This window comes from Pseudolysinimonas kribbensis (assembly GCF_030161895.1).
GTDB classification, from domain to species: Bacteria; Actinomycetota; Actinomycetes; order Actinomycetales; family Microbacteriaceae; genus Pseudolysinimonas; species Pseudolysinimonas kribbensis.
In genome coordinates this window covers 3330473-3350441 of sequence record NZ_BSVB01000001.1, presented here as the reverse complement: position 1 = coordinate 3350441, position 19969 = coordinate 3330473, and the positions used below count along the sequence as shown (strand labels likewise).

The following is a 19969-nucleotide window of genomic DNA, read 5'->3' as shown; positions in this document are numbered from 1 at the left end:
CTGCGCACGGGCGTCGATCTCGTTGCCACAGGGCGTTCTGCTTTCTACGGAGCGTGCGAGCGGGCGCTGCGCGACGGCGGCGTCCGGCGGTATCGGCCGGACCGGCTATCAGAGTAACGGAGCCGACGAGAAGGGCTACTCGGCGGCGTCGCTGTCCGAGGCGGGCTTCTTGCGCGTCGTGGTGCGCGGCTTCGCAGCCGCCGACGACGAGCTCGCGCGCGGGGCGCGGGCGGGCTTGGCCGCGGCATCCGGCGTCTCGTCCGAGTCGATGCGCTCGCCGTACTCGGGCTCGCCGGTCACCACCGGCTCCTCCGCCACGACGTCCTGCTCGGGAGCGACGTCCTGCGGCTCGATCACGCGCGCGACCGTCTGGCGGTGCACGCGCAGCCGCGTGCCCGGGGTCGTCTCGATGATGGCCTCGTTCTTCTCGTCGTCGACCGAGATGAGGGTGCCGTAGATGCCGTGCTGGGTCATGACCTCGACGCCGGGAACGAACTTGTTCTTCAGCTCCTCGGCATCGCGCTTGCGCTTGCGGGAGTTGCGGACCATGAAGATGACCATGATCGCCAGCACCGCGACGAGCGCGATGGTGAGGAAGTTCTGGGAGAAGAAGTCGCCCGAGGCGGCCGGCTTGTCGGCGGCAGGAAGCAACGTGGTGAGGAACGACATGGGGGCGCGGGAGCCTTCCGGGATTCAGGGAGCGCGATCGAGCCTAAGAGAGGCCGCTGTGCGATTCCCCGGAATCATACGTCATCGAACAGCACTCCCGAGGTCGACCGGCGCACGCCCAGGTGATCCCACGCCCGTCGGGTGGCGACCCGCCCGCGGGGCGTGCGGGTCAGCATCCCGATGCGCACGAGGAACGGCTCGACGACCGACTCGATCGTCTCCGGCTCCTCGCCGACCGACACGGCCAGCGTGTTGAGCCCGACCGGACCGCCGTCGAAGCGGGTGACGACGGCATCCAGGACCGCCCGGTCGAGCCGGTCGAGGCCGACGGCATCGACGTCGTAGAGCTCGAGGGCGCTCTGCACGGCGGGCATGTCGGCGCCGCTCGCGTGCACGATGGCGTAGTCGCGCACCCGGCGCAGCAGCCGGTTGGCGATGCGCGGTGTGCCCCTGCTGCGGCTCGCGATCTCGTGACGCGCGGCGGGCTCGATCTCGAGCTCCAGCATGCGGGCGGCGCGGGCGAGCACCTCGTCGAGCTCGTCGTCGTCGTAGAACTCCAGGTTGGCGGTGAAGCCGAAGCGATCGCGCAGCGGATTGGGCAGCAGGCCCGAGCGGGTCGTCGCGCCGACGAGGGTGAAGGGCGCCAGGTCGAGCGGGATGCTCGTGGCGCCGGCTCCTTGCCGACCATGATGTCGATCCGGAAGTCCTCCATCGCGAGATAGAGCATCTCCTCGGCGCTGCGGGCCATCCGGTGGATCTCGTCGATGAACAGCACCTCGCCGGGCACGAGGCTCGACAGCAGCGCGGCGAGATCGCCGGCGTGCTGGATGGCGGGGCCGCTCGACATCCGCAACGGGCGGCCCGACTCGTGCGCCACGATCATCGCGAGCGTGGTCTTGCCGAGCCCGGGCGGCCCGGCGAGCAGGATGTGATCGGGCGTGCGGCTCTGGATGGCGGCCGCGTCGAGCAGCAGCTGCAGCTGGCCGCGCACCTTGGCCTGACCCACGAACTCGGCCAGCGAGCGCGGACGCAGCGCGCCCTCGAACGCGAGCTCCGCCTCCGATTCGGGCTCCGGGCGCACGATCCCGTCGTCGGTCACGCGCGCACCTGCTGCGGGCCGAGACGGGCCAGCGCGAGACGCAGCAGCGCCTGCACGGAGGCGGTGTCGGCATCGGAGGCCCCTGCCGCTGCCTCGTCGACCGCCTGGGCGGCCACCCGCTCGTTCCAGCCGAGTCCGACGAGGGCACCGACCACCGCCGACGAGATCACGGACCCGGAGGCGCCCGACGGCACGGCGGCGGCCGCCGCCACGGGGGCGAGTTTGCCCGCGAGCGAGACGGCGATGAGCTTGGCGGTCTTGGGGCCGATGCCCGAGACCTTGCGGAAGGGCGCGTCGTCCTCGTCCGCGACGGCGCGGGCCACCTGCTCCGGCGTCAGGGTCGCGAGCACGCCGAGCGCCGACTTCGGGCCCACGCCCGACACGCCGCGGAGCAGATCGAACACGACGAGCTCCTCGGGGGTCGCGAAGCCGTAGAGGCTGAGGTCGTCCTCACGGACGACCAGGGCGGTGTGCAGGCGCGCCTCGTCGCCGATGCGCAGCGCGAGCGCCTGCGGCGGCGTCACCTGCACGGCGAGCCCGACACCGCCGACCTCGACCACGACGAGGCCGCCGCCGGAGGACAGCACGGCACCGCGGACCGACGAGATCATGCGGTCAGCCTACGAGCGGCTCGCCGCCTCGGCTCGCCGCCACGCGCGCTGGGCAGGGGTGAGGTCCCCGGTCGGCGCCCCGGCCGCGGGCGCGCCGCGCCACGCGTGGCAGATCGCGAGCGCGAGCGCGTCGGCGGCATCCGCGGGCTTCGGCACCGACGCCAGCCCGAGCACCCGCGCGACCATCGCGCCCACCTGCGCCTTCTCGGCGTTCCCATACCCCGTGACCGCGGCCTTGACCTCGCTCGGGGTGTGCAGCCCGACCGGGAGGCCCCGCTCGGCCGCGGCCGCCAGCGCGACCCCGGATGCCTGCGCCGTGCCGATGACGGTGCGCAGATTGTGCTGGGCGAACATCCGCTCGACCGCGAGCGCATCCGGCTGGTAGGTGTCGAGGGCCGCGGCGATCCCGCGCGCGACCGCGAGCAGCCGCAGCTCGATCGACTCCTCGGGGCCGGTGCGGATGACGCTCACGTGCACGAGCGTCGCGGACCGATCGGGCGCGACATCCACGATGCCGACGCCACAGCGGGTCAGGCCCGGATCGATCCCCAGGACGCGAAGCACGATGCGACTCCCGGGGCCGCTTCGTTACTCGTCGTCCGCGTCGAGCTCGGCCTGCACATCGGCCGGGATGTCGACGTTGCTGAACACGTTCTGCACGTCGTCGCTGTCCTCCAGCGCGTCGATCAGGCGGAACACCTTGCGCGCCGTGTCCGCATCCACCGGCACCTGCACGCCGGGCACGAACTCGGCCTCGGCCGAGTCGTAGTCGATGCCCGCCTCGACGAGCGCGCTGCGCGCCGACACGAGTTCGGAGGGGTCGGTGACGACCTCGAAGCCCCCGCCCTGGTCGACGACGTCCTCGACGCCGGCGTCCATGACCGCCTCGAGGATCGCGTCCTCCGTGACGCCGTCGCCCTTGGTGATGGAGATGACGCCCTTGCGGCTGAAGTTGTAGGAGACGCTGCCCGGGTCGGCCATCGTGCCGCCGTTGCGGGTCATCGCCGTGCGCACCTCGGCCGCCGCGCGGTTGCGGTTGTCGGTGAGGCATTCGATCAGCAGCGCGACGCCGTTGGGGCCGTAGCCCTCGTACATGATCGTCTGGTAGTCGACCGACTCACCGCTGAGCCCCGCGCCGCGCTTGATGGCGCGGTCGATGTTGTCGTTGGGCACCGAGGTCTTCTTGGCCTTCTGCACGGCGTCGACCAGGGTCGGGTTGCCGCTCAGGTCGGCGCCGCCCATCTTGGCCGCGACCTCGATGTTCTTGATGAGTTTGGCGAAGGACTTCGCACGCCGTTGGTCGATGACCGCCTTCTTGTGCTTGGTCGTCGCCCACTTGGAATGGCCGCTCACGGCTGCTCCTTGATGATCCGGGAAAGACGCTTCATCCTACGCAGGCGCCGCGCTCAGGCCGCGCGCACCCGCTCGAGGAAGCGCTCGTGGAAGCGGTAGTCGTCGGTGACCTCGGGGTGGAAGGAGGTGCCGAGCAGGTTGCCCTGCTCCACCGCCACGACGCGCCCGTCCTCGAGGGCGGCCAGCGCCGTGGTGCCGTCGCCGAGATCGCTGACCGCGGGCGCGCGGATGAAGACGGCGTGCACCGGGGCCTCCCCCAGCTCCGGGATGTCCAGGTCGGTCTCGAACGAGTCGTTCTGGTTGCCGAAGGCGTTGCGCTGCACGGTCACATCGAGCCCGCCGAGGGTCTCCTGGCCGTCGATCGCGTCGGTGATCCGGTCGGCCAGCATGATGAGGCCGGCGCACGTGCCGTACACCGGCATCCCGGCGGCGATCCGGCCGCGCAGCGGGTCGCGCAGCCCGTACAGCCGGCACAGCTTGTCCATGACGGTCGATTCGCCGCCCGGGATCACGAGGCCGGCGACCTGGTCGAGCTCGCTCTCGCGGCGCACGGGCACGGCATCCGCTCCCAGCTCGCGCAGGACGAGCAGATGCTCGCGGAAGTCGCCCTGGAGCGCGAGGACGCCGACCCGCGGAGTCCGTGTCGTCACCGGCAAGCGCTACCAGCCGCGCTCGGCGAGCCGGTGCGGCGCGGGCACGTCGGCGACGTTGATGCCGACCATGGCCTCGCCGAGCCCGCGCGACGCCTTGGCGATCTCGTCGGGGTCGTCGTAGAACGTCGTCGCCTTCACGATCGCCGCTGCGCGCTTCGCGGGCTCGCCCGACTTGAAGATGCCCGAGCCGACGAAGACGCCGTCGGCACCGAGCTGCATCATGAGCGCCGCATCGGCCGGGGTCGCGACGCCGCCCGCCGTGAACAGCACGACCGGGAGCTTGCCGGTCGCCGCGACCTCGGCCACGAGGTCGTAGGGCGCCTGCAGCTCCTTGGCGGCGACGTACAGCTCGTCCTTGGTCTTCGACTTGAGCGTGTTGATCTCCGACGTGATCGTCCGGATGTGCTTGGTCGCCTCCGACACGTCGCCCGTGCCGGCCTCGCCCTTGGAGCGGATCATGGCCGCGCCCTCGGTGATCCGGCGCAGGGCCTCGCCCAGGTTGGTCGCGCCGCAGACGAAGGGCACCGTGAAGGGCCACTTGTCGATGTGGTTGACGTAGTCCGCGGGCGAGAGCACCTCGGACTCGTCGATGTAGTCGACGCCGAGCGACTGCAGCACCTGCGCCTCGACGAAGTGGCCGATGCGCGCCTTGGCCATGACCGGGATCGACACCGCGGCGATGATGCCGTCGATCAGGTCGGGGTCGCTCATGCGCGCCACGCCGCCCTGCGAGCGGATGTCGGCCGGCACGCGCTCGAGCGCCATGACCGCGACAGCCCCGGCATCCTCGGCGATCTTCGCCTGGTCGGCGGTGACGACGTCCATGATGACGCCGCCCTTGAGCATCTCAGCGAGCCCGCGCTTGACGCGGCTCGTTCCGAGCTCGGTCGTGTCCTTGGTGTCAGTCATGATGACCGATTCTACGGGCCGCGGAGCCGGTCGGCTGCGCCGGCCGTCACGCAGCGACACGGCCGGTCGGCCGGGCCCGGCCGGCGCGCCGGGGCGTCCGCCGCGCATCGACCCAGGACGGAGGTACCAGCCAGCGCTCGCCCTCGACCACCTCGAGCGTCCACCTGTCGAGATCGAACCGGCGGTGGTGGAAGGGGCAGAGCAGGATCGCATTGTCGAGGTCTGTGGGTCCGCCCCGCGCCCAGGGATCCACGTGCGCGATCTCGCACCAGCCCGGAGGCGCCGTGCACCCCCACCACGCGCAGCCGCCGTCGCGCAGCCCCAGTGCGCGTCGTTGGGCAGCCGAGAACAGTCGTGCGGAACGGCCGAGGTCGAGGGCTCGCTCGCCCCTCCGAGCACGACGGGCACGATCTCGGCCTGAGCGGCAAGGCGGCGGGCGGTCGCCGCCGAGATCGTGGCATCGATCCCCGCGATTTCCGCGGCGCCGAGGCCGGTGCGCAGCGCGTCGAGCGAGACCGTCACGACCATCGTCACCGCGGTTCCCGCGACGTTGCCGGGATCGTGGCGCAGCGACTCACTCGCGATCGAGACGAGGGCGTCGAGCCGACGATGAGCCAGCGTGCGGGTGCCGCCCTCGGTGGGCTCGTCCTCGAGGGCGTCGTCGACGGCGAACCGCGGCTCGCGACGCGGGGCGGTGCGGGCGTCGAGGGCCGCGGTGAGGAATCCGGCCGACTCCGGATCCATCGTGACGATCCAGCGCAGCATGCCGTCGGGTAGGTGCGAGACCTGCACCCCGCGCGGCGGCGCTGCTCCTCCTCGCGGATCGGCACGCCATCCGGATCGGCGCGATCGATGGCGAATCGGCACAGCCGCGCGAGCTCCCGAGGCGCGAGACGCACGGCCTCGGCCAGCAGCACCGGAGCGATCGACTCGCCACGGCCCGAGGCGCGGCACTCGACCTCGTCGACCGTGCGCGCGATGCGCGACAGCGATCTCATCGTCAGCTCGGCCCGTTCAACTGCCTCGGCGATCACCGGGCGACGCGGGGACAGATCCTCCCCGCGAGCGACAACCGCGGCACGACCTGCGCCCCCACCTCGCACCAGTCCTGAGCCTCCGCCGGGTCGAGGCCCGCCTCGACGGCAAGGACGGCCGCTGCCGAGCGCTCGCCCCACCGCACCGCGAGAGCGCCCTCGTCGCATCGACGGGCGAGCTCCCCCGCGATCCGCACGCCGACCGCATCCACGAGTCGTCGCACCGACCCGATCATGCCGATCAGGTCACGCAGCCGGTCGTCGCCGACTGCGCCGAGCGGCTCAGCGAGCGCGGCAGCAAGTGCCGCCGCCTCATCGGCGAGCCGGTGCTCGAGTGCCATGGCGCGACCCTTCGACGCGAATCAGATGACCGGCACGAGCAGGCCCAGTCTACCACACATTCGAACGTGTGTTCGACCCCACCTCGCCGATGCGGGGCTCGCCCGCCCTCGGCTCGTCACTCATCGGCGGTTCGGGGTCACCCACCCCGCTCCGCGCTCCGACTGCTCGCTCGCGAGTGCGAAGTACGGCTGGGTCGACAGGTCGTCGGACAGGCCCGGATAGAGGTCCTCGCCTGCCTCCGTCGAGACGGTGACGTAGTACATGAGCGGGTAGGTCCCGGCGGTGTACTCGGCGGGGATCTCCCCGCGAACACGTCGCCGTCCCGCTCGAGCTCCACCACCTGCCACGACTCAGACTGGTCGACGTGCCGGTAATGCAGCCGCGCAGCGTCAACACCCGTCGAGCGGACGGCGATCGGGACGGCGGCGCCGCGCGAGAACGACGCGGGCGCGTCGTGCTCGAGGGCCCAGCCGTCCCGGCGCGGACCACGGGTCAGGTCGAGGGCGTCGGCGCCGGAGGCGGCGTCGGAGGCCGTGGCCGCCGCGCGCTCCGCCTCGAGCTCGGCCAGATCGGCCTCCATGTCGGGGATGCGGTCACGCCAATGGCCGTGCTCGGAGCGCTCCACGCCGAATGCCAGCTCGTCGCGGTAGACGCCGTCGACGAGCGGCAGGATCCCGGCGTACGCCGCATGGGCACGACGCGCGTGGGCGATCGCCTCGTCCAGAGCGAGCGTGGACGAGGCCTGACGCCATACGGCATAGCTCGTCGCCGCGCGCAGCTTCTCGGCGTAGAACCGGCCGAGCCGGATCAGGATCGCGATGTCGACGGACGCCCGCTCGACATCCGCCGAGGACCGGAAAGCGCCGAGCCCGGCCAGCGGAGCCTCCGCCTGATCGCACAGAGCGTCGATCCGGTCGGCGACCTCCAGCGGCGTGTAGGCCGCCGTCGGGCGGCCCGCGAGCGCATCCTCGACGAACCGGTCGATGATGACGAACATCTCCGGGTCGAACGGGCTGACCGCGCCCCAGTTGGTCGGCGCGTCCGTGTCGCTGGCGTAGTGCTCGGACCCCAGCCCCGCCGAGATCGGCAGGTCGACGTACATGTCCGGTGCGTAGCCGTTGTTCGAGCCGTTGACCCCGTGGACCACGACGACGAGCGGCAGGATGCGGCTGGCGGGCGTGAGCGCGGCCTCGACGAGCTCGGCGGCGTCACCGTACTGCGCGCGCAGCGGGGCCCGCCAGGCCTCGGCCCGCACGGCCGGGTCGTACAGGTGCCGCCCCATGAGCGTGTAACTGTGGCGGTGCTTGCGCCACTCGCGACCGCCCAGGCGGAGGTCCTCGCGCAGATAGGGCTCGCGCCCGCCCACGATCCCGCTGCCCTTGCGCCCCTTGAAGAACAGAGGCTCGCAGTAGTCGACGCCCGCGCTCCCGCCGAACGTCGCGTACCGGCCGTAGCCGGCCGCGATCGCGGGATCCCCCAGAGCAGCAGCTTCTGGGTGCCCGGCCAGATCCGGAACATGAGGTCGACGACCCGGTCCTCGCGGAGGAAGTCGCCGTAGCCGTACCGTGTGAAGCGCCGGCTGAACTCGGTGATGCCCTTCATCTCGTGCCCCGGCGGGATCGGCCGCGCCGCCTCACGGTGCCGGATCCGCGCCTGGTGATAGGGCAGGCCCAGGTGTTCTGCCCAGTACTTTCCCGACAGGATCGGCGAGATGTTCGGCTTGTCCGCCGCGTCCAGCAGCGCCTGGTCGACGCCCTTGGCGTGCATGTCGATCTGGAGCGGGCGGCCGGCCTCCGACGCGGCCTGGAACATCGCGTCCCAGAACACCTCGTGGGCGTTCTCGTGGATGCCGCCCTCGTAGTGGACGCGGAAGCTCAGCCCGTCGACCTCGGGCACCTCGCGCAGGAGACGCGACAGCCCCGCGGCCGAGTACGCCGCGTGGGTCTCGGGGGTCAGGCCCGTGATCGGGTACCAGTGCCGGGAGTCGCGCCCGTAGTCGTAGGCGTGGTTCCAGAGCCCGAGCTGGAAGTCCATCCCCCGTCGCTTCGTCTCCGCGGCGATGTACTGCAGTGCCGCGAGGTTGCGGGCCTGCTCGGCCGCGTGGACGCCTTCCGCGCGAACCTCCCAGCCGTCCACGTCGAACAGGAACGGGTACGCGAAGCAGAGGTAGTTGTCGGTGGCGCCGTTGCGGTCGGCGCCGTAGTTGTACTGCATCCCGAGCGCGAGGTGGAACCGGCTGAAGCGGCAGTCCGCGAGGAAGTCGAGGTACTCCGTCCAGAACTCCCGGTCGACGAACCACGGCGTGTCCTCGTGCACGCTGGAGAAGGAGCGGACCAGCCCGCGGATCGGCACGGCGGGCCGGCCGGTGATCGTGACCTCGTCGGCGATCCCGCCGTCGCGCAGGCGCTCGGCGATCTCCTGGATTCCGTAGACGAAGCCGCGGTCGTCGGCGGCGCTCACCGTGAGCAGGTCGCCTGCGGTGACGCGATACGACTCGGCGGGGGCACCGGGCTCCGACACGAGGGCGATCGCCTCGTCCCGATCGGCGAGATGGTGCTCCAGCGCCCACGCGATCGGAGGGCGGGCGGCGAGCGAATGGTCGTCGGTGACGACGTGGACCACGATAGGACTCCTCAGATTGGACGGTCGGTCGAAGAGGTGGACGGCGGGACGGGCGTGGAGGACGCGTTCGCTCTGCCCGCCACGGTGTTCACCGGGAAGCGCATGCGCTCGCCGTCGAGGGCGAGGAGCAGATTGTCGACGGCCGCATCGGCCATCGCGGCGCGCGCGGCCGCGGTCCCCGACCCGATGTGCGGGGTCACCGTCACGCGCGGCGTGCTCAGGATGCGATGGCCGAGCGGCACCGGTTCGGGATCCATGGTGTCCAGCGCGGCGCCGCCCAGGCGGCCGGCGTCGAGTGCGTCGGCGACGGCATCCAGGTCGACGAGGCCGCCGCGCGAGGTGTTGATCAGGATGGCGCCGGGCTTCATCCAGGCGAGCGTCCGGCCGTCGATGAGGAGCGCGGTCTCCGGCGTCAGCGGACAGTGCAACGAGACCACGTCGCTCTCGGCAAGCACGGCGCGCAGGTGCTCCCGGGAGTCCTGCCTGCCCTGGACGAGCACCCGCATCCGGAGGCCGCGCGCGCGATCCGCCACGGCGGTGCCGATGCGACCGGGACCGATGACCGCCATGGTCGCCCCGGTGAGGCCGGCGCCGAGGAATGCCGTCGGCGACCAGGTGCGCCATGCTCCGGACCGGACGAACGCGTCGCCCTCGACGATCCCCCGCGCCCGTGCCATCAGCAGAGCCAGGGTGAGCTCGGCGGTCGCGTCCGTGAGGGCGTCGGGCGTGTTGCCGATCGCGATGCCTCGCGCGGTCGCGCCCGCCACGTCGATGTTGTCGAAGCCCACGGCGTAGTTGGACACCGCGCGCAGCTTCGGTGCCGCATCCATCAGCTCGGGGTCGATGCGGTCGGTCAGCAGCGCGAGGAGCCCCTCCGCGTCGCGGACGAGTCCGACGAGCGCCTCCCGCGACGGGGGCAGCTCGCCCTCCCACACGAGCACGTCGTGGCGCTCGCGCAGCCGATCCAGGGCCGTGCCGGGCAGCATCCGCGTGACCACGCAGCGCGCGCGATGTGCGTCGGCTCGCTGCTGGGGAGGCATCGTAGATCAATACTTTCAGTATGTGAAAGCCAGTTGCGGCTTATGCGATCAGTCAACGAGACCGCGCAGGGGATGTCAAGCACCATGTGCATTCCTACTTCGCTATGTGAAAGACTGCGGGCACGCACGACGGGAGGTCACGTGGCGTACGAACTGCAATCGCTCGAGCGAGCCCTCGACCTGCTCGGGCTGCTCGCGAGCCGCGGGCCGCTGCGGCTCAGCGCGATCGGAGACGAGCTCGGCGCGAACCAGACGACGGTGCTGCGCACGCTTCGCGTGCTCGAGCGCAACGGCCTCGTGCGCCGCGATCCGCGCGTGAACGAGTACGCGCTCGGAACCCGGCTCGCCGAGCTCGGCCAGGCGGCGATCGCCGGCATCGACGTCCCGAGGTCGCTGCGCCCGTGGACCACCGCGTTGTCGCGTCGATTCGGCTGCACCGTGCACGTCGGCATGCTCCGGGCGGGCATGGTGACGATCATCGACAAGGTCGACGCGATCGACTCCGTGGTCCGGTACTCCTCGCTCGGCACCCGGATGCCGCTGCACGCGACCTCGATCGGCAAGGCCGTCCTGGCGCTGGTCGGTGTGGACGACGCCCGCGAAATAGGTCTCACGCCGCCGCTCGGCGTGTACACCCCGCACACCATCACCGACCTCGACGCCCTGCGTGCCGACGTGCGAACGGCCGCCGAGCGCGGCTACAGCATCGAGCGCGAGGAGTATCAGATGGGCTTCGCGTGCAACGGCGTCGCGTTCCGGATGGGGGCGAGGTGTTCGGGGTCAGCATCTCCGGGCAGACGGGCGACGAAGGCCTCATCGCCGATCGCGGCGACGCACTGAAGGCGGCGCTCGACGAGTTCGTGCGGGAGTTCCGCGGCGCCGCGACCTCGATCTAGTCGGACACCTGCTGCCACGCCTGCGCGAGCTCCTCGCGCGCCTCGCCCAGCAGCTTCGGGATCGCTTTGGTCTGCCCGATGATCGGCAGGAAGTTGGCGTCCGACGCCCACCGCGGCACGACGTGCTGATGCAGGTGCTCCGAGATGCCGGCGCCCGCGACGGCGCCCTGGTTCATGCCGATGTTGAAGCCGTGCGGATGCGAGGTCGCCGCGAGCACGCGCATCGCCGTCTGCGTCATCCGGGCGATCTCGTGCGTCTCCTCCGCCGTCGCGAGGTCGTACGTCGCGACGTGCCGGTAGGGCACCACGAGCAGATGGCCGCTGTTGTACGGGAACAGGTTGAGGATCACGTACCCGGTCTCGCCGCGGTGCACGATCAGGGTCTCCTCGTCGCTCATCATCGGCGCGGCGCAGAACACGCACGGCGTGGCCGCCTTCTCCTGCGGAGACTGCTCGATGTAGGCGATGCGGTGCGGGGTCCAGAGCCGCTGCAGCCCGTCCGGCACGCCGGCCAGACGGTCCGCCGGCTCGACGGATGGGTAGTCGGTGCCGTCGTAGTCGCGCATCCGCGGCTTAGACCTGCGCCCGGGTGTCGATGGCCCCGCGGATGCGGCGCACCGCCTCGTCGACGGGCACCCCGTTGTCCTGCGTGCCGTCGCGGAACCGGAAGCTCACCGTGCCGGCGTCGCGGTCCTTCTCCCCCGCGATCAGCTGGTACGGCACCTTCAGCTGCGTCGCGTTGCGGATCTTCTTCTGCATGCGGTCGTCGCTCGCGTCGAGCTCGGCACGCACGCCCTCCGTCTTCAGCCGGTCGACGATCTCGCCGAGGTAGTCGGCGTACTCGTCGGCGACGGGGACGCCGACCACCTGCACGGGCGCCAGCCACACCGGGAACGCGCCCGCGTAGTGCTCGAGCAGGATCGCGAAGAACCGCTCGATCGAGCCGAACAGCGCACGGTGGATCATGATGGGCCGCTTGCGCTGCCCGTCGCGGTCGGTGTACTCCAGCTCGAACCGCTCGGGCAGGTTCGGGTCGACCTGCACGGTCGAGAGCTGCCACACGCGGCCGATGGCATCCCGCGTCTTCAGGTCGATCTTCGGACCGTAGAACGCGGCCTCCCCGGCACCTCGATGAGCTTGAGCCCGGATGCCATGGCGACGTTGCGCAGCGCGTTGGTCGAGTACTCCCAGAACTCGTCGGACCCGATCCACTTGTCCTTGTGGTCGTCGCGCATCGAGAGCTCCAGCTCGAAGTCGTCGAGACCGAAGTCGCGCAGCATCGAGATGACGAACTCCAGCACCTTGGTCGCCTCCTCCTCGAGCTGCTCGGGGGTGACGAACAGGTGCGAGTCGTCCTGGGTGAAGCCGCGCACGCGGGTGAGCCCGTGCAGGGCGCCGGAGAGCTCGTTGCGGTAGACGGTGCCGTTCTCGGCGAGCCGCATCGGCAGGTCGCGGTAGCTGCGGGCGCGCTCCTTGTAGATCAGGATGTGCATCGGGCAGTTCATCGGCTTGAGGTAGTAGTCGGTGCCCTGCTTGAGGATCTCGCCGGTGTCGGCGTCGCGCTCCTCGTCCATGCGGATGGGCGGGAACATCCCGTCCTTGTAGGTGACGAGGTGGTTCGACTGCAGGAAGAGGTCCTGCTTGGCGATGTGCGGGGTGTAGACGTAGGTGTACCCGGCCGCCACGTGGCGCTTCCGGGCGTGCTGCTCCATCTCCATGCGCACGACGCCGCCCCGGGGATGCCAGACCGAGAGCCCGGAGCCGATCTCGTCGGGGAACGAGAACAGGTCGAGCTCGCGGCCGAGCTTGCGGTGGTCGCGCTTGGCCGCCTCCGCGAGGCGCTCGGTGTAGCCGCGCAGCTCGTCCTTGGTCGCCCACGCGGTGCCGTAGATGCGCTGCAGCTGGGGATTCTTCTCCGAGCCGCGCCAGTACGCGGCGGCGATCCGCATGAGCCGGAAGACACCGAGCGCGCCCGTGTTCGGAACGTGGGGACCGCGGCACAGGTCCTTCCAGGCGGTCCGGCCCTCGCGATCCACGTTGTCGTAGATGGTCAGCTCGGCCCCGCCGACCTCGACCGACTCGCTGTCGTCGCCCGTGCCCTCGCCGTGGCCGACGTGACCCTTCAGGCCGATGAGCTCGAGCTTGTACGGCTCGCCGGCGAGCTCGGCGCGCGCCTCGTCCTCGGTCACGACCCGGCGCACGAAACGCTGACCGGAGCGCACGATGCGCTCCATCTCCTTCTCGATCGCCTTGAGGTCCTCCGGGGTGAAGGGCTCGGCGACGTCGAAGTCGTAGTAGAAGCCGTCGGTGATCGGCGGACCGATGCCGAGCCTCGCCTCCGGGTTGAGGCGCTGCACGGCCTGCGCCATGACGTGCGCGGTGGAGTGTCGCAGGATGTTCAGGCCGTCCGGCTCGTCGATCCGGACCGGCTCGACACCGTCCGTCGTCGTCAGCTCGGTCGCCTTGTCCTTCAGCTCGCCGTTCACCCGCAGGGCGATCACGGCGCGGTCGGGGAACAGGTCGAAACCGGTCTGCGCGCTCACCCCTCAACGATAGTGAGCGCGCGACGCGGGTTCAGACGCGGTCGAGCCCGCGCGCGACGAGGTACTTTTCGGCGTCGACCGTGCCTCCCGGGATGAGCACGTTGAGCTCGACGCCCTTGTGCCACGCGATCACGGCTGTGCCGCCGTCGCCGGTCGCGGTCACCGCCGCATCTCCCGCCCCCGTGATCCGCTGCGCGCCAGGATTCTGCATCGAGCTGGTGTCGAACGTCGCCCGATCGATTGCACGCGCGGTCACAATGACCGCTTTGCCGTAGACGCATGCCTGGTAGACCCCCGCGGGAGTGGCCCTCCCGGGCCCCGGGTCGGCTCCGGTGACGGATGTGATGTCCGCCTCCGTGACCAGCCCGCACGGATCGGGGGTGGCGGCAGCGGCGGCCGTCGCCACGGCGGACGCAGTCGTGGACTCGTGCGGCGATGGGGAGGCGGCGCCCGCGCCGGAGGATGCCGGCGTCGCGCCGGGAACGGCGGAGCATGCGGCGAGAGCAAGAGCAAGAGCGAGAGCGAGAGCAAGAGCGAGGGCGGCGGCAGGCAGAAGCGGGAAGATGCGCACGCCCGCAGTCGATCACCCCCTCGTAACGCCGCCGTAAGCGCCCTCCCCTCCCGTTCTGCCTACGCTGGAGCCGATGAAGTCGTTCGAGGTCCGCACCCATCCGAGCTCCGAGGCGTTCCCCCGCGAGGAGCAACTCGCCTGGCGGATCGCGGAGGTCGCGGCCGACCCGGTCGACGTCGCACCCGAGGTGGTCGAGATGATCGTCAACCGGGTCATCGACAACGCCGCCGTCGCGGTCGCCTCCATCGGGCGGGCGCCCGTCATCGCCGCGCGGGGCCAGGCACTCGCCCACCCCTTCTCCCCCGGCTCATCCGTGTTCGGCGTGACCGACCGCGTCTCACCCGAGTGGGCCGCGTGGGCCAACGGGGTCGCGGTGCGCGAGCTCGACTACCACGACACATTCCTCGCGGCCGAGTACTCGCACCCGGGCGACAACATCCCGCCGATCCTCGCCGTCGCGCAGCACGCGGGCCGCGGAGGAACGGACCTCGTACGCGGCATCGCGACCGGGTACGAGATCCAGATCGACCTCGCCAAGGCAATCAGCCTGCACGCCCACAAGATCGACCACGTCGCGCACCTCGGGCCGAGCGCCGCGGCCGGAATCGGCACGCTGCTCGGGCTCGACCCGGGGGTGACGTTCCAGGCGATCGGGCAGGCGCTGCACACGACGACCGCGACGCGGCAGTCACGCAAGGGCGAGATCTCCACCTGGAAGGCCTACGCCCCGGCCTTCGCCGGCAAGATGGCGGTCGAGGCCGTCGACCGCGCGATGCGCGGCCAGACGTCGCCGTCGCCGATCTGGGAGGGCGAGGACGGCGTGATCGCCTGGCTGCTCGACGGTCCCGAAGCCCGCTACGAGGTCTCGCTCCCGGGGGCCGGCGAGGCCAAGCGCGCCATCCTGGACTCCTTCACCAAGGAGCACTCGGCCGAGTACCAGGCGCAGGCCTGGATCGACCTGGCACGTCGGCTGCATGCCGAGCATCCGGAGCTGGCCGACCCGGCGAACGTCGACCGGATCGTGCTGCACACCAGCCACCACACCCACAACGTGATCGGCTCGGGTGCGAACGACCCGCAGAAGTACGACCCGGCCGCGAGCCGCGAGACCCTCGACCACTCGGTGCCGTACATCTTCGCCGTCGCGCTGCAGGACGGCGCCTGGGATCACGTGGCCAGCTACGCCCCCGAGCGCGCCGCCCGCCCCGACACCGTCGCGCTCTGGCGCAGGATCACCACGGTCGACGATCCGGAGTGGACCCGCCGCTACCACTCGAACGACCTGCGCGAGAAGGCGTTCGGCGGCCGGATGGAGGCCGTGCTCACCGACGGCTCCACGGTGGTCGACGAGATCGCCGTCGCCGACGCCCACCCGCTCGGCGCCCGGCCGTTCGCGCGCGCCGACTACGCCGCCAAGTTCCGGATGCTGGCCGACGGCGTGCTCGCAGCGGACGAGATCGAGCGCTTCCTCGGCCTCGCCGAGCGCCTGCCCGAGCTCACGCCCGACGAGGTGCGCTCGCTCAACGTCGTCGCGGAGTCCGCCCTGCCCGCCGCCCCGAAGGGACTGTTCTGATGCTGCACTCCACCGTCACGCCCGCGCAGAAGCGGCAGGCGTTCCGCGCCGGTCTCGACAGCGGCACCATCCAGCGCTTCCCGGGCGCGTTCACGCCGCTCTCCGCGGCGCTGATCCAGGAGAAGGGGTTCGAGGGCGTCTACAGCTCGGGCGCGGTCATGGCCAACGAGCTGGGGCTTCCGGACATCGGCCTCACCACGCTCACGGAGGTCGCGCAGCGCGGCGCCCAGATCGCACGGACCACCGACCTGCCCACCCTCATCGACGGCGACACCGGATTCGGCGAGCCCATGAACGTCGCGCGCACGGTGCAACTGCTCGAGGACGCCGGCGTCGCGGGCGTGCACCTCGAGGACCAGGTGAACCCCAAGCGATGCGGCCACCTCGACGGGAAGGAGGTCGTCGACGAGGGCACGGCGGTCAATCGGATCCGCGCGGCCGTGCAGGCGCGCCGCGACCCGGACTTCGTCATCATGGCGCGCACCGACATCCGCAGCGTCGAGGGGCTGGGTGCCGCGACCGAGCGGGCCAAGGCCCTCGCCGACGCCGGCGCCGACGCGATCTTCGCCGAGGCCATGGCCGACCTCGCCGAGTTCGAGGCGATGCGCGCCGCCGTCGACGTGCCGATCCTGGCCAATATGACCGAGTTCGGCAAGAGCGACCTCTTCACCGTGCAGCAGCTGCAGGATGTCGGGGTCAACATGGTGATCTTCCCGGTGTCGCTGCTGCGGATCGCGATGGGCGCCATCGAGCGCGGTCTCGACGCGCTCGCCGCCGAGGGGTCCCTGCAGTCGCAGCTGCCCGGCATGCAGACCCGCGCCCGGCTCTACGAGCTCGTCGACTATGCCGGCTATGCGGCGTTCGACGACGGCGTGTACACCTTCGACCTCACCAACAACAGGAGCTGACCGCGTGACCGACATCAAGAAGGGCCTGGCCGGCGTCGTCGTCGACACGACGGCGATCTCGAAGGTGAACCCGGAGACCAACTCGCTGCTGTACCGGGGGTACCCGGTGCAGGACCTCGCGGCGAAGTGCTCGTTCGAGGAGGTCGCCCACCTGCTCTGGCACGGCGACCTGCCCGACGACCGGCAGCTGGCCGACTTCGAGCAGTCGGAGCGCGCACAGCGCCACCTCGACGAGCGGGTCAAGCGCGTGATCGACGAGCTGCCGCGCGAGGCGCACCCCATGGACCTCGTGCGCACGGCGGTGAGCTTCATCGGCGCGGAGGACCTCACGGCCGCCGACTCTTCGCCCGAGGCGAACCTCGCGAAGTCGCTGACGCTGTTCGCGAAACTGCCCGCGATCGTGGCCTACATCCAGCGCCGACGCCACGACCTCCCCCTCGTGGAGCCGCGCGACGACCTGGGCTACAGCGCGAACTTCCTCCACATGTCGTTCGGCGAGGTGCCCGATCTCACGGTCGTGAAGGCGTTCGACGTCTCGATGACCCTCTACGCGGAGCACTCGTTCAATGCGTCGACGTTCACGGCGCGCGTCGTGACCTCGACCCTCTCCGACCTCTACTCCGCCGTCACGGCCGCCATCGGCGCCCTCAAGGGCCCGCTGCACGGCGGCGCCAACGAGGCCGTGATGCACGTGTTCGACGAGATCGGCACGGCCGACAAGGCCGAGGCGTGGCTCGACGAGGCGCTCGCTGCCAAGCGCAAGATCATGGGCTTCGGACATCGGGTGTACAAGAACGGCGACTCGCGCGTGCCGACGATGAAGGCCGCCCTCGACACGCTGGTCGCCGAGTACGACCGCCCCGACCTGCTCGAGATGTACGAGACGCTTGCCGGCGCCATGGACGCCCGCAAGGGGATCAAGCCGAATCTCGACTACCCGTCGGGGCCGGCGTACCACCTCATGGGCTTCGACACCCAGGTGTTCACGCCGCTGTTCGTCGCATCGCGGGTGACCGGATGGACCGCGCACGTCATGGAGCAGCTCTCCTCCAACGCGCTCATCCGCCCGCTCTCGGAGTATGTGGGCCCGGATCAGCGCGCGGTGCCCGACCGGGAGTGATCGTCGCCCGCTCCTGACCCGTCCCGCTCCGCCCGAGCGAGCAGCTGCAGATGCGTGATCGCCATGTCGATCGAGGTCGCCATCGGCGTGACGTCGCGCGAGGTCTGCGCGAGCAGGTAGCCGCCCTGCACCGCGGCCACGAAACCGGTGGCGAGCTGCGCGAGGTCTGCATCCTGCGGGATGATGCCATCCCGCTGCAGCCGTCCGAGCACCTGCGCGAAGAGCTCCTGCCAGGCGGCGAAGAGTTCCTCCAGCTTCGTCCGCGCGATCGCATCCTGATCGGCGACCTCGTTCGCCAAAGAGCCGAGCGAGCAGCCGTACCGGCCGTCGTAGAGCGCGTTGTCGTGCACGATCGCGTCGCGCCATCGCCGCAGCCCGTCGAGCGTGCGCACGGCCTCGAGGCGCTCGCGCTCGCCGGCGATCTTCCGCTCCCCCACGTACTCGATCACCGCGCGGACCAATGCGGTCTTGTCGGGGAAGTGCCGGTAGAACTGCGACTTGCTGACGTCGCTCGCCGACACCACGTCGTCGAGCGTCGTGCCTCCCACCCCGTGCGTCCGCATCAGGCCCGCGGCGGCCTCGACGATCCGGTCCCGGGTCTTGGCACCGCGCGCCGTCAACCGCACCGCTGGGGCCGACGGAGAGCTCTCCTGCACGGGGTCATGGTACCGAGACCGACCCAACAGGACGGTTCCGTCCAGTTGTACCATTGTGGGATCAGTTGGACGCCAGAGCAGAGCAGGGATCTCATGAAGAGCAGGAAGCCGAAGCCCGCGCAGACCTTTCCCGTCATGGACGGAGCGGGGCCGGCCCCGCGGGAGGATCAGATCGCCGGGATCGTCCAGCGCGTGTGGGCCGATTCCCGGCTGTACCACCAGGACGTGGAGGCGCTGCTCACGGAGTGGCTCGGCGTCGAGGGCTGCACGGTGAGCGATGAGGAGTTCACGCTGCTGCTCACCAAGGCGCACGGCGAGTTCGCGCGGGTGGCCACCACCTCCGACGCCGACGAGGCGCCGCACTGCCCCGCCGGCACCCTCGTCGAATGCCTGTACTGGGACGTGCAGCAGCTCGAGCGCAACGGTGCGGCAGGGGGCGACCGATGAAGGCGATCGTGGTGACCGACGGGGCCGCCGGTGCAGCGGGCATGACGCTCCTCGAGCGGCCCGAGCCGACGGCGGCGATCAACGACGTGATCGTGGAGGTGCACGCGTCGGGATACGTCCCCACCGAGGCCGGATGGCCGTCCACCGGGCGGGACCGGTCCGGGCACGACCGGTCGCCGGCGATCCTCGGGCACGAGCTGGCCGGTGTGGTCACGGCCCTCGGCTACGGGACCACCGGCCTGACCGTGGGTCAGCGGGTGTTCGGGATCTCCGACTGGCACCGCGACGGCACCCTCGCGGAGTACGTGGCCGTCGAGTCGCGCAATCTCGCGCCCCTGCCCGGCGACGTCGACTTCACGGTCGGCGCGAGCCTGCCGATCTCGGGCCTCACCGCGTGGCAGGGGCTCGTCACCCATGGCCGGCTCCGCTCGGGCCAGACCGTGCTCGCGCACGGCGCGGCGGGAGCCGTCGGGACGATGGTCACGCAGCTCGCACGGGAAGCCGGTGCCCATGTCATCGGCACCGGCCGCGCGGCCGATCGCGAGAAGGCGCTCGACTACGGAGCCCACGAGTTCATCGACCTCGACAACGAGGCGCTGGAGGATGTGGGCGAGGTGGACCTCGTGTTCGACGTCATCGGCGGCGACATCCAGGCCCGCTCGGCCCGCCTGATCCGCGCCGGCGGCACGCTCGTGACCATCACCGGCCCCGCCGAGACACGGCCACGCGACGGCCTCGCCATCGACTTCGTGGTCGAGTCGGTTCCCGCGCAACTGGTCGAGATCGTCCAGCGCGTGCGCGACGGGCGGCTCCGCACCAACATCGGCGAGGTCGCGAGCCTCGACGACGCCGTCACGGCGCTCAACCCCACGACGCGGCGCACAGGCAAGACCGTCATCAGCGTGCGCCCGTGACGCCTCCCC

The 19969-nt window shown here is 71.0% G+C and carries 19 protein-coding genes and 3 pseudogenes; 6 read left to right on the top strand and 16 right to left on the bottom strand.

Features of this window, described 5'->3' with window-relative positions:
• Positions 1–135: 135 nt before the first annotated feature.
• The 12 genes and pseudogenes from QQK35_RS18410 to QQK35_RS18360 all read right to left on the bottom strand — a co-directional run bounded on the left by QQK35_RS18410 (position 136) and on the right by QQK35_RS18360 (position 10278).
• A complete protein-coding gene (locus tag QQK35_RS18410; RefSeq protein ID WP_284255456.1) occupies positions 136–669 on the bottom strand; it encodes a preprotein translocase subunit YajC in 534 nt (177 codons plus the stop codon).
• A 74-nt stretch (positions 670–743) separates the two neighbouring features.
• Positions 744–1768, bottom strand: a pseudogene (gene ruvB / locus QQK35_RS18405) (Holliday junction branch migration DNA helicase RuvB).
• Positions 1765–2379, bottom strand: a complete 615-nt coding sequence (gene ruvA, locus QQK35_RS18400; RefSeq protein ID WP_284255455.1) for a Holliday junction branch migration protein RuvA — start codon at positions 2377–2379, stop codon at positions 1765–1767. Before ruvA ends, ruvB begins: the two are co-directional and overlap by 4 nt.
• Before the next feature lie 9 nt (positions 2380–2388).
• Entirely contained in the window at positions 2389–2946 is a 558-nt protein-coding gene (gene ruvC / locus QQK35_RS18395; RefSeq protein WP_284255763.1) for a crossover junction endodeoxyribonuclease RuvC, read from the bottom strand.
• Positions 2947–2967: 21 nt separating this feature from the next.
• Entirely contained in the window at positions 2968–3732 is a 765-nt protein-coding gene (locus QQK35_RS18390; protein ID WP_284255452.1) for a YebC/PmpR family DNA-binding transcriptional regulator, read from the bottom strand.
• 53 nt (positions 3733–3785) lie between these two features.
• Positions 3786–4382: a pyridoxal 5'-phosphate synthase glutaminase subunit PdxT gene (pdxT, locus tag QQK35_RS18385; protein WP_284255451.1), complete on the bottom strand. Its 597-nt coding sequence runs from the start codon at positions 4380–4382 to the stop codon at positions 3786–3788.
• A 9-nt stretch (positions 4383–4391) separates the two neighbouring features.
• Positions 4392–5294 (bottom strand): pyridoxal 5'-phosphate synthase lyase subunit PdxS, encoded by a 903-nt coding sequence (pdxS, locus tag QQK35_RS18380; protein WP_284255761.1) that lies wholly within the window; start codon positions 5292–5294, stop codon positions 4392–4394.
• A gap of 46 nt (positions 5295–5340) precedes the next feature.
• Positions 5341–5547 (bottom strand): HNH endonuclease signature motif containing protein, encoded by a 207-nt coding sequence (locus tag QQK35_RS20690; RefSeq protein ID WP_431311852.1) that lies wholly within the window; start codon positions 5545–5547, stop codon positions 5341–5343.
• Between the two features lie 131 nt (positions 5548–5678).
• Positions 5679–6161: pseudogene (locus tag QQK35_RS18375) on the bottom strand (DUF222 domain-containing protein); the annotation flags it as partial.
• A 163-nt stretch (positions 6162–6324) separates the two neighbouring features.
• Complete coding sequence (locus QQK35_RS18370; RefSeq protein WP_284255450.1) at positions 6325–6669, bottom strand: hypothetical protein; 345 nt, start codon at positions 6667–6669, stop codon at positions 6325–6327.
• A gap of 808 nt (positions 6670–7477) precedes the next feature.
• Complete coding sequence (locus QQK35_RS18365; RefSeq protein WP_284255449.1) at positions 7478–9292, bottom strand: hypothetical protein; 1815 nt, start codon at positions 9290–9292, stop codon at positions 7478–7480.
• 11 nt (positions 9293–9303) lie between these two features.
• The gene (locus tag QQK35_RS18360) at positions 9304–10278 is read right to left on the bottom strand and encodes a 2-hydroxyacid dehydrogenase (RefSeq protein WP_284255447.1); all 975 of its coding nucleotides are present in this window, start codon (positions 10276–10278) and stop codon (positions 9304–9306) included.
• A 195-nt stretch (positions 10279–10473) separates the two neighbouring features.
• Between QQK35_RS18360 and QQK35_RS18355 the strand changes: the two genes are divergently transcribed.
• Entirely contained in the window at positions 10474–11172 is a 699-nt protein-coding gene (locus QQK35_RS18355) for an IclR family transcriptional regulator (protein ID WP_284255445.1), read from the top strand.
• A gap of 52 nt (positions 11173–11224) precedes the next feature.
• On the opposite strand, the gene QQK35_RS18350 is transcribed toward QQK35_RS18355, so the two are convergent.
• The 3 genes and pseudogenes from QQK35_RS18350 to QQK35_RS18340 form a co-directional block, all read right to left on the bottom strand.
• Positions 11225–11794, bottom strand: coding sequence for an HIT family protein (locus QQK35_RS18350; protein ID WP_284255444.1), 570 nt, complete (start codon positions 11792–11794; stop codon positions 11225–11227).
• 7 nt (positions 11795–11801) lie between these two features.
• Positions 11802–13771 (bottom strand): annotated as a pseudogene (thrS, locus tag QQK35_RS18345) (threonine--tRNA ligase).
• 31 nt (positions 13772–13802) lie between these two features.
• Positions 13803–14342 carry a DUF3558 family protein gene (locus QQK35_RS18340; RefSeq protein ID WP_284255442.1) on the bottom strand — a complete coding sequence of 180 codons (540 nt, stop codon included), beginning with the start codon at positions 14340–14342 and terminating at the stop codon, positions 13803–13805.
• 73 nt (positions 14343–14415) lie between these two features.
• Here QQK35_RS18340 and QQK35_RS18335 point away from each other — a divergent pair, with 73 nt between their 5' ends.
• Genes QQK35_RS18335 through QQK35_RS18325 form a run of 3 tightly spaced genes read left to right on the top strand, consistent with a single transcriptional unit; the run spans position 14416 to position 17943 of the window.
• Positions 14416–15915, top strand: coding sequence for an MmgE/PrpD family protein (locus QQK35_RS18335; RefSeq protein ID WP_284255441.1), 1500 nt, complete (start codon positions 14416–14418; stop codon positions 15913–15915).
• Complete coding sequence (gene prpB / locus QQK35_RS18330; protein ID WP_284255440.1) at positions 15915–16823, top strand: methylisocitrate lyase; 909 nt, start codon at positions 15915–15917, stop codon at positions 16821–16823. The genes QQK35_RS18335 and prpB overlap by 1 nt, the downstream gene beginning before the upstream one ends.
• A 4-nt stretch (positions 16824–16827) precedes the next feature.
• Complete coding sequence (locus QQK35_RS18325; RefSeq protein ID WP_284255438.1) at positions 16828–17943, top strand: bifunctional 2-methylcitrate synthase/citrate synthase; 1116 nt, start codon at positions 16828–16830, stop codon at positions 17941–17943.
• Here the strand turns inward: QQK35_RS18325 and QQK35_RS18320 are convergent.
• Entirely contained in the window at positions 17916–18599 is a 684-nt protein-coding gene (locus QQK35_RS18320) for a TetR/AcrR family transcriptional regulator (RefSeq protein ID WP_284255437.1), read from the bottom strand. The two genes, QQK35_RS18325 and QQK35_RS18320, sit on opposite strands and share 28 nt — an antisense overlap.
• A gap of 93 nt (positions 18600–18692) precedes the next feature.
• Here QQK35_RS18320 and QQK35_RS18315 point away from each other — a divergent pair, with 93 nt between their 5' ends.
• Positions 18693–19046, top strand: coding sequence for a hypothetical protein (locus tag QQK35_RS18315; protein WP_284255436.1), 354 nt, complete (start codon positions 18693–18695; stop codon positions 19044–19046).
• Complete coding sequence (locus QQK35_RS18310; protein ID WP_284255435.1) at positions 19043–19960, top strand: NADP-dependent oxidoreductase; 918 nt, start codon at positions 19043–19045, stop codon at positions 19958–19960. The genes QQK35_RS18315 and QQK35_RS18310 overlap by 4 nt, the downstream gene beginning before the upstream one ends.
• The last annotated feature ends 9 nt before the right edge of the window (positions 19961–19969 follow it).

What these genes read in the sequence shown, in the direction of transcription:
- QQK35_RS18310 (WP_284255435.1), top strand. Translation starts at nt 19,043, where the DNA reads ATGAAGGCGATCGTGGTGACCGACGGGGCCGCCGGTGCAGCGGGCATG.
- QQK35_RS18370 (WP_284255450.1), bottom strand. Translation starts at nt 6,669, where the DNA reads ATGGCACTCGAGCACCGGCTCGCCGATGAGGCGGCGGCACTTGCTGCC.
- QQK35_RS18350 (WP_284255444.1), bottom strand. Translation starts at nt 11,794, where the DNA reads ATGCGCGACTACGACGGCACCGACTACCCATCCGTCGAGCCGGCGGAC.
- QQK35_RS18335 (WP_284255441.1), top strand. Translation starts at nt 14,416, where the DNA reads ATGAAGTCGTTCGAGGTCCGCACCCATCCGAGCTCCGAGGCGTTCCCC.
- QQK35_RS18360 (WP_284255447.1), bottom strand. Translation starts at nt 10,278, where the DNA reads ATGCTGCCCGGCACGGCCCTGGATCGGCTGCGCGAGCGCCACGACGTG.
- prpB (WP_284255440.1), top strand. Translation starts at nt 15,915, where the DNA reads ATGCTGCACTCCACCGTCACGCCCGCGCAGAAGCGGCAGGCGTTCCGC.
- QQK35_RS18315 (WP_284255436.1), top strand. Translation starts at nt 18,693, where the DNA reads ATGAAGAGCAGGAAGCCGAAGCCCGCGCAGACCTTTCCCGTCATGGAC.
- QQK35_RS18410 (WP_284255456.1), bottom strand. Translation starts at nt 669, where the DNA reads ATGTCGTTCCTCACCACGTTGCTTCCTGCCGCCGACAAGCCGGCCGCC.
- ruvA (WP_284255455.1), bottom strand. Translation starts at nt 2,379, where the DNA reads ATGATCTCGTCGGTCCGCGGTGCCGTGCTGTCCTCCGGCGGCGGCCTC.
- pdxS (WP_284255761.1), bottom strand. Translation starts at nt 5,294, where the DNA reads ATGACTGACACCAAGGACACGACCGAGCTCGGAACGAGCCGCGTCAAG.